Origin of the sequence: Microvirga arabica (assembly GCF_016811235.1) — a bacterium.
Taxonomy (GTDB): domain Bacteria; phylum Pseudomonadota; class Alphaproteobacteria; order Rhizobiales; family Beijerinckiaceae; genus Microvirga; species Microvirga arabica.
This window is the reverse complement of sequence record NZ_JAFBID010000022.1, coordinates 1-14,114: the sequence shown is the minus strand read 5'-3', so window position 1 is coordinate 14,114 and position 14,114 is coordinate 1. Positions and strand designations below refer to the sequence as shown.

13 protein-coding genes are annotated in these 14,114 nt (G+C 62.9%); 10 read left to right on the top strand and 3 right to left on the bottom strand.

The features are described from left to right. Positions 1–35: 35 nt before the first annotated feature. Both tcuA and JQC81_RS13250 read right to left on the bottom strand, forming a co-directional pair. Complete coding sequence (tcuA, locus tag JQC81_RS13255; RefSeq protein WP_203272284.1) at positions 36–1,577, bottom strand: FAD-dependent tricarballylate dehydrogenase TcuA; 1,542 nt, start codon at positions 1,575–1,577, stop codon at positions 36–38. A gap of 43 nt (positions 1,578–1,620) precedes the next feature. After that, positions 1,621–3,018 carry an MmgE/PrpD family protein gene (locus tag JQC81_RS13250; RefSeq protein ID WP_203272283.1) on the bottom strand — a complete coding sequence of 466 codons (1,398 nt, stop codon included), beginning with the start codon at positions 3,016–3,018 and terminating at the stop codon, positions 1,621–1,623. A 249-nt stretch (positions 3,019–3,267) separates the two neighbouring features. On the opposite strand from JQC81_RS13250, the gene JQC81_RS13245 reads away from it, so the two are divergent. Genes JQC81_RS13245 through JQC81_RS13230 form a run of 4 tightly spaced genes read left to right on the top strand, consistent with a single transcriptional unit; the run spans position 3,268 to position 7,499 of the window. Further along, complete coding sequence (locus tag JQC81_RS13245) at positions 3,268–4,014, top strand: GntR family transcriptional regulator (protein ID WP_203272282.1); 747 nt, start codon at positions 3,268–3,270, stop codon at positions 4,012–4,014. 2 nt (positions 4,015–4,016) lie between these two features. Continuing rightward, entirely contained in the window at positions 4,017–4,919 is a 903-nt protein-coding gene (gene prpB / locus JQC81_RS13240; protein WP_203272281.1) for a methylisocitrate lyase, read from the top strand. Positions 4,920–4,956: 37 nt separating this feature from the next. After that, a complete protein-coding gene (locus tag JQC81_RS13235; RefSeq protein ID WP_203272280.1) occupies positions 4,957–6,378 on the top strand; it encodes an MmgE/PrpD family protein in 1,422 nt (473 codons plus the stop codon). 44 nt (positions 6,379–6,422) lie between these two features. Beyond that, a complete protein-coding gene (locus JQC81_RS13230) occupies positions 6,423–7,499 on the top strand; it encodes an AbrB family protein (protein WP_203272279.1) in 1,077 nt (358 codons plus the stop codon). A 986-nt stretch (positions 7,500–8,485) separates the two neighbouring features. On the opposite strand, the gene ftsH is transcribed toward JQC81_RS13230, so the two are convergent. Continuing rightward, positions 8,486–10,390: an ATP-dependent zinc metalloprotease FtsH gene (gene ftsH, locus JQC81_RS13225; RefSeq protein WP_203272278.1), complete on the bottom strand. Its 1,905-nt coding sequence runs from the start codon at positions 10,388–10,390 to the stop codon at positions 8,486–8,488. A 419-nt stretch (positions 10,391–10,809) separates the two neighbouring features. Between ftsH and JQC81_RS13220 the strand changes: the two genes are divergently transcribed. From JQC81_RS13220 to JQC81_RS13195, 6 genes are all read left to right on the top strand, one after another. After that, positions 10,810–11,304, top strand: coding sequence for an Hsp20 family protein (locus JQC81_RS13220; RefSeq protein WP_203272277.1), 495 nt, complete (start codon positions 10,810–10,812; stop codon positions 11,302–11,304). Positions 11,305–11,400: 96 nt separating this feature from the next. Continuing rightward, positions 11,401–11,925, top strand: coding sequence for an Hsp20/alpha crystallin family protein (locus tag JQC81_RS13215; RefSeq protein WP_203272276.1), 525 nt, complete (start codon positions 11,401–11,403; stop codon positions 11,923–11,925). 74 nt (positions 11,926–11,999) lie between these two features. Further along, positions 12,000–12,392 carry a hypothetical protein gene (locus JQC81_RS13210; RefSeq protein WP_203272275.1) on the top strand — a complete coding sequence of 131 codons (393 nt, stop codon included), beginning with the start codon at positions 12,000–12,002 and terminating at the stop codon, positions 12,390–12,392. Then, positions 12,389–12,775, top strand: coding sequence for a hypothetical protein (locus tag JQC81_RS13205; RefSeq protein ID WP_203272274.1), 387 nt, complete (start codon positions 12,389–12,391; stop codon positions 12,773–12,775). The genes JQC81_RS13210 and JQC81_RS13205 overlap by 4 nt, the downstream gene beginning before the upstream one ends. Before the next feature lie 15 nt (positions 12,776–12,790). After that, a complete protein-coding gene (locus JQC81_RS13200; protein ID WP_203272273.1) occupies positions 12,791–13,123 on the top strand; it encodes a hypothetical protein in 333 nt (110 codons plus the stop codon). A 12-nt stretch (positions 13,124–13,135) separates the two neighbouring features. Then, on the top strand, positions 13,136–13,882 hold the full coding sequence (locus tag JQC81_RS13195; RefSeq protein WP_203272272.1) for an NADH dehydrogenase ubiquinone Fe-S protein 4: 747 nt from the start codon (positions 13,136–13,138) through the stop codon (positions 13,880–13,882). Positions 13,883–14,114: the final 232 nt, after the last annotated feature.

Sequence of the window (14,114 nt, the reverse complement as noted above, 5' to 3'; positions counted from 1 at the left end):
CTCGTCCGACCGGTTGGCCCGGTTCATGGCTGTTGTCAGCTGGCCTGTTTCAGTGCTCCACCCGCCGCGTGCTGAGCCGCGTGTGCCCCGGCAAACCGCCCGAAGGTGGCGCCCGACATGAGCCCGGTGCCGCTGGCGTAGTTCTGGTAGAACAGTCCCCCGACCATCTCGCCCGCCGCATAGAGACCCGGCACCGTCCCGCCATACAGACCTTCGACCTCGGCATTCTCCGTCACCTTCAGCCCGCCGAAGGTGAAGGTGACGCCCGTCGTCACATGGTAGGCATGGAAGGGCGGCTTATCGAGTGGATTGGCCCAGTTCGTCTTGTTGATCCCCAGTCCTTCCGTGGAGCGTCCGTCGCGAACGTTTGGATTGAAGGGGATGTCGGTGCGGCAGGCGGCATTGAAGGCGTGAACGGTGCGCAGGAACGCATCAGGATCGACCCCCGTGAGTTTGCCCGCCAATTCCTCGAGCGTCTGTGCCTCGGCTTTTGTGACGCGCCGGATGCGGTACTCGCTGCGCAGAAGGTGCGTGACCTTGTCGTCGAAGACCTGCCAGGCATACATGCCGGGCTGCTTCATGATCTCCCCGCCGTACTTGGCGTAGGTGTGGCTGTGGAAGTTCGCGCCCTCGTCGATAAACCGCTCGCCGCGTGCATTCACGACGATGCCGAAGGGATAATTGTGCTTCTGGAACTGATCACCGATCGTGAGATCGCCGAAGGGCGGGGCATTTACATCCCACGCCACCGAATGGCAGCCCGACCAGTTGCCGTGGGGACGCGCGCCGGCGCGTAACGCCATCATCAGACCTTCGCCCATGTTGAAGCGGGTGCCGCGCACTTTGGCGGCGTCCCAGCCGGGCCCCAGGTAGCGCGCGCGCATCTCGGGGTTCGACTCGAACCCCCCGCAGGCCAGGATGACGGCACCGGCCCGGATCTCGATGGGACGGCCCTGCGAACGGGCCTTGACGCCCACCACACGGCCGTCCTCCTGGAGAAGATCGAGGGCTGGCGTTTCATAGGCCATTGAGATCCCGCGCCGCGCGGCATTGGCATAAAGCGCCTTGAGCAGTTCCTCACCCCCGCCCCAGATGTGCAGAGCAAGGCCGCCCCAGAACTTGAACTTGCCGTCGACCTTGTAGGCCTGCCTGCCCAGGCCGGGCTGCAGCTTCACGCCTTGCGACGCGATCCATTTTGCCGTTTCGAAGCTCGAACGCACGAGGAGCTCGCAAAGCTCCGGATCAGTGCGATATTCGGTGAGCTCGAACATGTCCTCGAGGAACTGCTCCTCGGAATAGGAGCCGAAGTCGACATTCTCGAGTTCCTCTTTCGACATGCCGGGTGCAATCTGCATGAGATCCTCGACACCCCGATAGGCGAAGCGGAAGGCGCCGCCCGTGTAGTGCGAATTGCCACCCCGCTCCTCGTACGGAGCCGCTTCGAGCACCAGCACCCGAGCACCGTTTTCATGCGCAGAGATCGCTGCGCAGAGCGCTGCGTTGCCGCCGCCGACCACGACGACATCATAGCGCGACCGGAGCAAATCTTCGGTGTTGATGGCTTCCTGCTGGGTCATGTCCTCTCCTGAAATCTTTGTTTCGCGCGGCGATGTTCGGCGCTCATCCCAAAATGGTTTTCTGGCGCTCGTCCTGGCGAAGTCCGTCGCGCATCAAGACGCCGATAGGCCGCACATCGCCGACCGATCTGAGATCAAGGATGGCATCGGCAATGGCGTCCGTCGCCGCGGGCACCAGGACGAGGCTCGCACAGTCACGGAACTTTGTTTCGAGCGCGCCGAGCGGAAGAGGATGCTTCCTGTCACGACCGAGCGGCCTGTCCACATAGGCTTCGAACACGGAGCCGTCCCTGGTCGTGACGCGCACCTGCGCGAAGAAATGCTCGCTCGTCTCCATAACGGCGTCGGGATGGGGCTGCGCCTCGATACGGCTCATAAACGCTCGCACCTGGGAATCGTGCACGGCCGCGTCGCTGAAATGGTCGAGGCGCACTGCCCCTTCGAGAGCAGCACGGGCCAGCACGTATTGAACGCTGAACTTTCCATCGAGGCCGGACTTTGGATCAGGACGGTTTGTGTGCCGCAACCGGCGTGGATGAGTCCACGAGCGGATCGCCGCAACATCCTGCGCCGCGATGCGGTTCTCGCTCATGATCTTGAGAAGCGCGTCGAGCGCAGGGTGAGTGCTCGCGCAGCAGGGATGCCGCTTGAACGCGACCCCAGGCTCGATGAGGTCAAGGGGTTCAGCAAAATCGGCCAGAAGACGATCGGCATCGAAAGTGCCAGGACCATTGTAGACATTGAAGAAGCCCTGCGGGTCCTCCAGCGCCCCCGCATTCGCCGTCAGACCCTCGCGGGCCAGAAGCGCGGCCAGCAATCCGCTGCGAGCGCAGTGCCCAACATGAAACGGCTTTGTCATGGTGCCGAAATTGGCCTTGATGCCCGACGCCATGGATGCGGCGATGGCGAGGGCCCGGGCTAGGTGCTCCGCATCGAGCCGCAACAGACGCCCGCAGGCGGCCGCGGCACCGAAGGTGCCGAGGGTCGAGGTTGGGTGCCAGCCCTTTTCGTAATGGTGGAAATTCACCGCACGACCCAGCTTCGTTTCCACTTCGAAGCCTGTGACATAGGCCTCGAGCAGGTCCCGGCCTGAACTACCCTGCCGCTCGGCCAGAGCCCACAGGGCGGGGAGGATCGGCGCCGAAGGGTGCCCGCCCATCGTGTTGCTGCAATCGTCGAAATCGAGGGCATGCGAAGCCGTGCCGTTGATCATCGCCGCATCGAGGGCCGAGGCACGGGCCCTGTCACCGAAGAGTGTTGACGGCCCGCTGGACATCTCTGCGACGGCAGCACGAACCGCTGCGACGCAATCGGTCCGGGATCCGGCCAGGGTGACGCCGACGGTATCGAGAATCGCCTCTTGAGCCGTGCGGACCGCCTCGTCCGGAACCCTGTCGATCCGGATCTGCAATGCACGCTCTGCGAGTTGAACCAACAACATCCGACCAACCTCTGCGGATCGCGTGACGACAAGGTCCTGAAGCCAAGAACCCGGACAGCCTCACGAAACCGTCCATACCCCAGCAGCACCCCTGAGTTTCACCGATTGTAGACACCTGTTTTCTGGATTGTCTACACCAAAAATCTGGATTATGGTCGAGGTGGATCGTCTTTCGGGGCAATCTGGCACTTACAAGTGGTCATTACTTGTGAAAGCGTGCCTAATGACCTGAGACCAGGACTTTTTCTCATGACTATTGTCGACAATCGCTCAAATGGTGTCATCAATCTTGGGGAGAAAGGCGTCCTCTCCAAAGATGGCGGACTTCTTGCCGACCGGGCCTACGCCTACATCCGAACGCAGCTGGCCGATGGGGTCTTGGGGCCCGGGAGTAGACTTAACGAGCTCGAAATCTCCCAGCATCTCGGCATCAGCCGCGGCCCCGTCCGCGAGGCCATCCGGCGCCTGACCTCCTCCGGACTAGCCATCTACGAGCCGAATGCCGGCGCCAGGGTCGTCTCCCTAGACATCGGTGACGTCGCGCAGCTGTACGAGGTTCGCGAAGCGCTCGAGGCGCGGGCGGCGGGTCTCGCGGCGCACCACATGACGGACGATGAGCGCGAAACCCTCATTGCTACCCTCGACGAGCATGAAGCTAGGATGACGGAGGCCAGTTCCACCAGCTATCCGCGCGGCGGCTCCGACTGGGACTTTCACCTGCTGATCTTGAAGGGAGCCCGGAACGCCGTGATCTGGCGGATCTGTGGCGACGAGCTTCGCGACATGTTCTCGCTCCTGCGCAATCAGCACGGTTCCAGCCCCGGACGCGGTCACCGGGCGCTTCAAGAGCATCGTTGGATCGCTGAAGCAATCGTGGCCGGCAATGCAGACTTCGCTTCTCTGCTCATGGCCCAGCACATTCGTGCATCGAGGGACAACCTTTTGTCGGCGATGCAAACCAACGCCAGCAAGAACAACCGGCTCAAATCGAGGTAACTATGACAGCGAAATGGCTTGACGGAGCAGATGCAGCAGGACGCCCGAATCTGGACCTGAGGGCGCTCGGGTCTCAACAAGGATCCGTCGCCGTGGCCGGGGCCTGGGACGGGATATCCGCCGCCCTTGCCGCCCAGGCCGGCTTCAAGGCGCTGTATCTTTCCGGGGCTGCTCTTTCGGCCTCAATGGCGCTGCCGGATCTTGGGCTGCTCACCCTGGACGACGTCTGGCGCGCGGCGCGCACGGTGGTGCGGGCCTCTGGATTGCCGGTGATCGTCGATTGCGATACGGGCTTCGGCGAAGCGCTGAACGTCATGCGCGCGATCCGAGAACTCGAGTCTGTCGGCGTTGCCTGTATCCAGATCGAGGATCAACATTTTCCGAAGAAGTGCGGGCATCTCAACGACAAGCGTCTCATCTCCGCCGACGACATGTGCCGCAAGGTTTCCGCCGCCCGTCGCGCCGCGGACAGGATGGCCATCTGCGCCCGCACGGACGCTGCGTCCGTTTCACTCGACGAAGCCATCAGCCGCGCCAACAGGTATGTGGAGGCAGGGGCCGACATCATCTTCGTGGAAGCGCTCACCACCATCGAGGATATCCGGCGCGTGCGCGCCGAGGTGCGTGCTCCCCTGCTCGCCAATATGACGGAGTTCGGACGTACCCCCCAGATCCCGCTCTCGGAGTGGGAGACGCTGGGCTACGAATTGGTCATTTACCCGGTCTCGGCCCTCCGGATCGCCGCGCGGGCCATGGAGCGCTTCTACGGTTCGCTCTCGGCCCGCGGCAGCGCCGCCGAAGCCCTGCCCGATATGATGACACGGGCCGAGCTCTACGACCGCATCGGCTATTTCGACTACGAGAAGCTGGACGCACAGATCGCGCAGACGGTCCTGCCGACCTAACCAGACAACCACGCCCGAACGAGGAAGGACACGCCCGATGGCTGCTCATGCATCGGACAATCGGCACACCCGTGCCATTGCCGCATTCGTCTCATCGCTGACCTATGACCGGATTCCCCACGAGGTGCGGGAGCGGATCAAGCTTCTTATTCTCGATTCGCTCGGCTGCGGCCTTTATGGCGCCGATCTCCCCTGGACACGGATCTTGCGGGCGACTCTGGCAGAGACGGACGCGACACGCACGGTTCCCGTCTGGGGAACGGCCGAGAGCCTGTCTGCCCCGCACGCCGCTCTCGTGAACGGCACCCAAATCCAGGGCTTCGAGCTCGACGACGTCCACCGCCAGGGCGTCCTGCATGTTGGTGCCGTGACCCTGCCCGCCCTGCTGGCGACTATTGGCCCCAAGTCCAACCTCACCGGCCGCGACCTCGTGGCGGCCGCAGTGGCGGGCTACGAGATCGGCCCCCGGGTCGGCATCTGCATGGGGCAGGAACATATCGGACAAGGCTGGCATTCCGGAGCCACGGTCGGGGTCTTCTCCGCGGCGGCCGGCGCTGCCCGGGCGTTGCGGCTGTCCGACGAGCAAACCGTTCATGCCCTCGGCATCGCGGGCACTCAGGCCGCCGGCCTCATGGCGGCGCAATACGGCGCCATGGTGAAACGCATGCACGCGGGGCGCTCCTCGCAAAGCGGCCTCTACGGGGCCCTGTTGGCGCGCAATGGCTTCACCGGAATCGTGGACGTCTTCGAGGCCCCTTACGGCGGCTTCTGCACGACCCTCTCGCGCTCGCAAGACCGCTTCAAGCTCGAGGAGCTGGATAAGGATCTCGGTGACCGATTCGAGACAATGCGCATCTCGCTCAAATTCTATTCCTGCGTGGGCAGTAATCACACCACCCTCGATGCGATCCGGGCCATTCAGGAGCGGCGCCCGTTCAGCCTCGACGACCTCGACCGTATCGTGGTCTACGGCTCGCAGGTCACCGCCGATCATGTGGGCTGGCCGTACCGACCCGAAGGCCTTACGTCAGCGCAGCTCAACCTGCCGTTCTGCGTCGCGACCCTGCTCCTCGAAGGGGATGTGTTCGTGGAGCAGTTCGATGAAGCCTGCGTGACCAATCCCGAACGGATCACCCTGTCCCGGCGTGTCGAGGTGCGTCACGACCCCGAGATCACGGCGCTCGGCTCCAAGTTCCGCCACAAGGTTCATGTCGAGGTGCATCTGCGCGACGGCAGCGTCGAGCGGGAAACCCGTGAGGCGCCGCGGGGCAGCGAGCAGTCCTTTGCCTCGGAAGCCGATATCGTGTCGAAGTTCCGGAAGCTGACGCGGCATGTGCTGCCGGAGAGCCAGCAGAGTGAACTCGTCGAGGCAGTTCTTCGGATGGAGCACTTGGACAGCGCGACCCGCCTCGTCGAGCTTCTGTCGACAGCGCCTTCCCTCAGCCGCGCCGCCTCGTGAGGACGACAAGGGCACGAGCGTTCCTCAAGAGAGCGCTCGTCAGCGTGCCGCCCGCCGGAGCGTTCATTGGCTACGCTCTGGCGGCGGCTGCGGGCGCCGCGGCTCATGTTGCCCAGGTTCCCCTCGCCTGGATCCTTGGCCCGCTGCTGGCGACGGCACTGGCTGCCATTGCCGGCCTACCGACCTTTACCCCTGTTGCTTGGCGACGCTTCGGCCAGGTCACCATTGGCACCAGCATCGGCCTCAATGTGACTGCACCGGTCCTCGTGACGATCAGCCTTTGGCTTCCCATAATGGTAGCCACGGCCATCATTGCGATCTTTCTCGCTGCAATCGTTTCGGTGCCCTTCGCCAGGATGGGTGGGCTCGACCGCAAGACCGCATTCTACGCCATGATGCCGGGCGGCTTGTCCGAGATGGCGAACCTCGGGGCGGCCGCCGGCGCCCAGAGCGAACCGATTGCCGTGTCGCAGGCGCTGCGCGTTGCGCTGCTCGTGTGCATTCTCCCGCCTTTGATCGTAAGCCTCGACATCCACGGCACCGCGCTCGACACTGCTCTCCAGCAGTCGCTGAGTGCCTTTCACACGTTCACCGCCCTGGCTCTGGGGATCGCGGGCGTCGGGGTGGCCCGGCTTTTGCGGCTCAACAATCCATGGATGATAGGCGCTCTCGTCGGCGCCGGTGCCACAGCCGCCACGGGGCTGCTCACTGGCAAAATCCCGCCTCCACTCTACTGGTTCGGGCAATTTTTGATTGGGATTTCCATCGGTGCACGCTTCAGGCGCGAGATCGTCGTTCGTCTGCCGCGCCTCTTCGCCACTAGCGCCCTGTTTGTTCTTGTTCTTGCCGCATGCCTGTTCGGCTACGCCGTGCTACTTTCGATCGTTACCGGCTTGGACCTCGCCAGTGCTGCGCTGGGAGCCTCTCCCGGTGGTCTCGCTGAGATGGCCATCACGGCGCAAACCCTTCATTTATCCGTCGGGCTTGTGACGGCATTCCATGTCGTCCGTGCGTTTTTGGTCAATGGCTTCACTTCTCGGTTTTGGAGCGCGTTTAACCGGATCCATCTTTTTGACGCCCTGGAAAAGATCGCGGACAGGGTAGGCAGAGGGCGGCGCTAACTGCGCTCAAGAGAGCTTACTCTATCCGCGACGCCTTGCGGTTCAGCTATCTCGGACGAGAGGCAAGGCTCTAGTCCTCCTAGGGATGCTGGCGCTCGGCGCTGCAACTCTTTGGGTCAAGCTTGCTATGTGCCCTCTCCATGCACCAAGAGCATAGGTCACGTGTGCTGACCTATATACTGCGGCGCACCAAATAAGTTTATACACCTATCAAGCTTGCATTGGGCGGCTCTTCTCAGAGGCCGATCCCCTTTTGCAGGCGCTACGAACCATAACCTTTGGTACGTCATCAAACCTTAATCAAAGAACCAGCTATGATTCTTGCTAACGCTCTACGCGCTTTTCGCACCCTCATTATCGAATCCCGCAAAGCCAAGCGCGAGATGCAACAGCGTTTCCCTAGCCTTTGGTTTGAATAGTAGCTCTGAACGCTCTTGTGTGCTGGTTCATTCAGCCATGGTTGGCATTGCATTTCATGGACGCTCCATGGCAGTCCAAATTGGATGATCGAGCGAAGCCCTTTTTGATCTCAGGCTGCAGGTTTATCTAGCGGACTGCCTACATGGCCAGCAGCTCGTTTTGCGGCTCATATCATCCCCCCTCTCCGCCATAAGCTTCTGATAAGCCACTGAGATTACTGCAGAAAGTTCCGAAGTCTCGGATTTGGCCCCAACATCGAAGCACGGTTCCACCTCTCTGCTTGTGATGTGGTTAGTCCGCTAACCGCGCCTTTGCGGAAATTCGACGTACTTCCGGGATGTGCCATGAACGGACCTTCGCACAGCAATTGCTGAGGGTCGGTGGTTCTACCTGGGAGAAGACGTGGCGGCAGCACGACGAAGCGGCCACACAAGTCTTTGAAACAGAGGCATGATGTCAGGCATGATCTCGCAGGCCTCCTAGCGGTCCGAATTGATGGAGGTGTACGAGCCCGCCGCGGGTGCGCCCGCAGCCTGCTGGTGCCTTCCTGTCGCTCTCTGCCACGGTCATGTGTGGTCGGATTCCGAAGCGATGCGTCCACCCCGTACCCGCTGGTCCCGGTCGATCTCGACGACTGAAGCTGGGCGCTGGGACGGCGATGCGCCTGCAAGCTGCTGAAGTTCGGCCTCGTCGAGGGTTTCCTTTTCCAGCAGGCGCCGGGAGGTCCGCTCCAGGACATCCCGCCTCTCCCGCAGGAGCGCGACCGTCCGCCCGAACACCCGGTCCACAATGGCTCGCACCTCGTCGTCAATCGCGGACGCCGTCTCGTCCGAGTACGCACGCTCCTGGGCACCGTTGGCGAGCGGGTTCGGGCTCAGGAACGAACGGCTGTCCTTTTCCAGCGCCACGTTCCCGAGCTTTTCCGACATGCCGTAGCGGGTCACCATCGAGCGGGCGATGTCGGTCACGCGCACCAGATCATCCGACGCGCCGGTGGAGAGATGATTGAAGACGATCAGCTCGGCGGCGCGCCCGCCCAGCAGCACCGCCATCTTGTTCTCAAGCTCCTCGCGGATCATCAGGAAACGGTCCTCGGTCGGCCGCTGGATCGTGTAGCCCAGCGCCCCCACCCCTCGCGGGATGATCGACACCTTGTGCACCGGATCGACGCCGGGGAGTGCCAAGGCAACGAGCGCATGCCCCATCTCATGGTACGCCACCACTTCGCGCTCCTTCGGGTTCAGGAGCCGGTTGCGTTTCTCCAGCTCCGCGACGATGCGCTCGATGGCGTTGTTGAAGTCCGCCATCGTCACAGCGTCTGCTCCGCGCCGGGTCGCAAGCAGGGCGGCCTCGTTCACGAGGTTGGCCAGATCCGCACCCGTGAAGCCGGGGGTGAGCGCTGCCACCTTCTCAGGGTCGACCTCTGGTCCCAGCTTCGCCTTGCGCATGTGCACCTGCAGGATCTGGACGCGGCCCTTCTTGTCGGGCCGGTCCACCAGCACCTGCCGGTCGAAGCGCCCGGCGCGCAGCAGGGCCGGATCCAGGATCTCGGGCCGGTTGGTGGCTGCGAGGAGCACCAGGCCAGTGCGGGAGTCGAAGCCATCGAGTTCGACGAGGAGCTGGTTCAGGGTCTGCTCCTTCTCGTCGTGGCCTCCGGCCAAGCCGCCCATGCCGCGGGCACGGCCAAGGGCATCAAGCTCGTCGATGAAGATGATGGCCGGTGCTTTCTCGCGAGCCTGCTGGAAGAGGTCGCGCACGCGCGCCGCGCCGACGCCGACGAACATCTCGACGAACTCGGAGCCCGAGATGGAGAAGAACGGTACCTTGGCCTCACCGGCCACCGCCTTGGCGAGCAGCGTCTTGCCGGTGCCGGGCGGGCCGACCAAGAGCACACCTTTCGGCATGCGCCCGCCGAGGCGGCCGTACTGTTCTGGGTTTCTGAGGAACTCGACGACCTCCCGCAGCTCGTCCTTGGCTTCATCAACACCAGCCACGTCCTCGAAGCGCACACCCGTATCCGCCTCGACATAGACCTTGGCCTTACTCTTGCCGATCTGCATCAGGCCTCCGCCGAGGCCACCTGCCCCAGCCATCCGGCGCATGACGAATGCCCAGATCCCAAAGAACACGAGGATGGGCAGGACCCAGGAGAGGATGTCCCGGAGCAACGTGCTTTCGATCTGGCCCGTGTAGGTGACGCCGTACGGCTGCAGCTCCTGCGCGAAGGCCGGATCGACGCGCGTGGTCGCAAAGCGGGTTTGGCCACTCGGCAGCGGCTCCTTCAGCCGGCCCTGGATGAAGTTTTCGGAGATCCCGATCTCGGCGACCTTTCCGTTCCGGAGCAGCTCCTGGAACTGGCTATAGGGAATGGGCGCGATCTGCTGGGCTGCGCTGAAGAAATATTGGATCAGCAGTATGCCAAGGAACGCCGCGACCCAGTACCAGGTGTTGAACTGTTTGCTCTTGTCCATCGGGGTCTCTCCGCAGCAACTCACCCACCGGGCTCAAGCCCTCAGACTGGATCAACGTGAGGTGGCAGTCCTGGTTCGATCAGAACCGCGGCGGTGGCGCCACGCGTCTCGGTCACTGCCGCCTGCACGGCCCCAAGGTTCAAGACGGCCATCAGCGATGCATCATCTGCAAGGCTCACGGGGCCCGCGTCTCCCCGCGCGCCAGTCGCTCAATCCTGGTGGCGCCTTGTTGCGCTGCCTTGGAAACCCTCTGCCAATTGGGCCCTCGAACAGTGCGATCAAGAGCGCTCGGAAGGGTCTTGACGAGGCAAAATCTCGTTCCTAACTCGAAGGGTGCCAAGGCTTAAATGAGCTTGGCACACGGGCGCCGGCGGTGTCCGGCGCTCTCGGATCCATGTTGCTCTCAAGAGGATGTGGCTATGAGAACTTTCGACATTTCCCCCCTGTATCGCTCCACGGTCGGCTTCGACCGCCTGTTCGACATGCTCGACCAGATGGGCCGGGTGGAGCCGATGACCAACTGGCCGCCCTACAACATCGAAAAGGCAGGCGACGACCAGTACCGGATCACCATGGCGGTGGCGGGCTTCTCCCCTGACGAGATCGAGCTCACCCAGCACGAGAGCACCTTGCTCGTGACCGGCAACAAGCATTCCGAGTCTGAGGGGACGCAGATCCTGCATCGCGGCATCGCGACCCGCGCCTTCAAGCAGACCTTCAGCCTTGCCGATCATGTGAAGGTGAAGGGGGCAAGCCTGGAGAACGGCCTGCTGATGATCGAGCTCGTGCGCGAGGTGCCTGAGGAGCTCAAGCCTCGCCGCATTGAGATCTCAACCGGCAGCCAGCCCAAGGCTCTGGCGCAGGACAACGCCAAGCAGATCGAGCACGAGGCCAAGACCAGCAAAGCCGCCTAACGCCAAGGACGTGCGGAGGCACGGTGGTGCCGAGGATTCCTCAGCACCAGAGATGGTTGCGTGCCTCCGCTCCAGCCGAGCAGACAGGAGGTATCGATGAACATGCGTGATCTCATTCCCTGGGGCCGCAATGAGCGGTCCTCTTCGGTGCCCGGTGCTTACCGCGGTGAGGAGGTCAGTCCGTTCCTCACGCTTCACCGTGAGATGAACCGGCTGTTCGATGACGTGTTCAGCCGCTTTGACAGCACCATGCCATCCGTCTTCAACCAGATACCAGCGTGGCCAAGTGTGGAAGTGGTCGAGACGGACAAGGACATCCGGATTGCGGCGGAGTTGCCGGGCATGGACGAGAAGGATGTTGAGGTCAGCGTCAGCGACGATATCCTTATCATCCGCGGCGAGAAGAAGGCTGAGATTGACGACAAGGAGCGTCACTTCAGCGAGCGCTACTACGGCCGCTTCGAGCGTCGTATTCCGCTGCCGTTCGAGGTGGAAGATGACCGGGCCGAGGCTTCGTTCGAGAATGGCGTCCTGACCGTCACCTTGCCGAAGTCATCCAAGGCGGAAGCCAAGATGAAGCGCATCGCCATCAGCGGCAAGGCCAAGGACAGCAAGCACTGATCATCACGCCGTGGCTCCGGGCAGGCCCTCCGTGGCTGCCCGGAGACACCTTCGCTCACCTGAGGGAGGTCAGTATGGAGATTGCAACCCAGCACACCCTTGAGCGCCCAGTGGCTCGTCTCCGAGATGAGAGCCAATCCGCCCCTTCGTTTGTCGAGGCGCTGGTCGATCCCGTGACCGTTTTCGATCACCCGCGCGAGGTGGCGAAGCATCCAGGGTTCACGCACCAGGAGAAGCGCACGATCCTTCTCTCCTGGGCTCGCGACGAGCTTGTGGCCGAGCAGGTCACGTCCCGGCTTGCGCCCGAGTTAGGGATCCGGTCGCGCATCGATGCCGTGGTGGAGGCGCTCGCCACCTTCGATAGCGCCGCCGCTGCCGAGTACACTTCCGCTGTGGCGCTGATCCGCTCCAGGCGCGGCAAGCGTCGTCTTGCACACCACTCGGAAGGTCGGGAGGTGCTGTCATGACCCCACAGGCTGCTGATTACCCAACCGGTTTGCGTCCTGAGCTGCTCCCGCCGAGTCCTTCGCCTTGGGAGGTCCTTACTAAGGCAAGCCAGGTGTTTGCGCATCCGCACGACGTTGTCACGGCGCCTGATCTGAGCCGGGAGGCGAAACGGGCTGTCCTGGCCTCCTGGGCGTCCGACGCCTGGGCAGTTGTGTCGGCGCCTGGGCTGCGGCACTGCCCCGGATTGCGTGGCTGCACCGTGCCCGTCGATGCCGTGCTCGATGCACTTCGGTCCCTCGATCCTGAGGCAGCCGAACAGGCCTGTGAGCGGCCCGAACCGCCACGCCGCACGCGGAAGGCGGGGGTTCGCTGGCTGACCCCGAGCCTGTCGCGGATCACCTGAGAGCTGGAGGCTGCAATGGCTGTCTTCGATCCGAATGACTGGTGGCCAGGTGGATCCTGGTTCAAGCCTGCGGATCAGGATCGCCGTCCGCCGGAGGAGATCAATCGCGAGGTGGTCTCGCGCTGGCTGGCCGCAGTCGCGCTCTGCCTGTGCTTTGCGGCGCTCGCACCTGTCGAGCACCTCCAAGGTGCCTTTGCGGTCCTGCTGGTTGGGGCGGGCATGGCATCGGCTGGGTTGGCGCTGATCCGCCGGGAAGCCTTTTACAATCCTCATCATCTGACGGCCTGGGATGAAGCGATGCTGTCGCTAGCAGCAGGGCTCGCGCTCTTTCTTTGGAATGGGTCATAGGAGAGGACTGCAATGAACGAACAGTTTGCAGGGATTGGACACAACAACCCGCCGCAGCCGGTGTGCCCGCCATGGCTCGCGGGTGCCGAGGCGCGCATTGCCCGGCGTGGGCGGGCGGTCACGACTTCAGGCCGGGCACACACAAAACAATGGGTGCTGCGATTTGAGCGCCGCTCACCCCCTGTGATTGAGCCGCTGATGGGCTGGACCGGTGGCGACGACACGCTCGCGACCCAAGTCGAATTGACGTTCGATACGTTGGATGAGGCTCTGAGTTATGCGGAGCGGCAGGGCCTGTCCTACCGCATTCAGAACGAGCCGTTGCGAGAAACCTCTCGGCAGCAAGACATCGTCGGTGGTGAAACGAACGACAGCCCCTCCTCCATCGAGCAAGAGGTCGGGGCCATCATCTGGCTCACCTCGTTACAGACGGCCTACGGGCGCTGCGACCTGTCGAGCATGCCTGATCTGGAGAAGGCGCTGGTCCATCCGGCAGCGGTGTTCGCAGAACCGGATCATGTTGTGCGCCATTCCTTGCTCTCACTTGATTGCAAGCGCGAAATCCTCTGGCGCTGGGCCTGGGACGAGTACCTCGTCGACCTCGCCGCCGCTGAGGGCATGGCTGACGGACCGCCCTCCCGCCTGGATGAAGTCAGGACTGCCTTGGTCTGTCTCGGCCATGACTGGCGCCCTCATCCGGCGGCACCGGCAGCGTTTGTGGTTCGCTATGAAGTCCAGGAGAATGCCTTGGCGGCATGAGGAGATGGCGAAGGCATAAACATCGGCATGATCCGGATTAACCGACCTCCTTTCCTCGCCGATGATGCACTGCTGTACTTTCTAGGTCGGGCAACAAGTTCCTCTGCCCTCCGGGAACGTCCGCTGTTCCTTGCTGGAGCAGACATTCGGCCTACTTCGCAAATGTGCCAGGAGCGGTCGTTCCACATGGTGCCCGATCAGAGCTGTCCGGTCCCGAGCAAGCTTCGTCTCT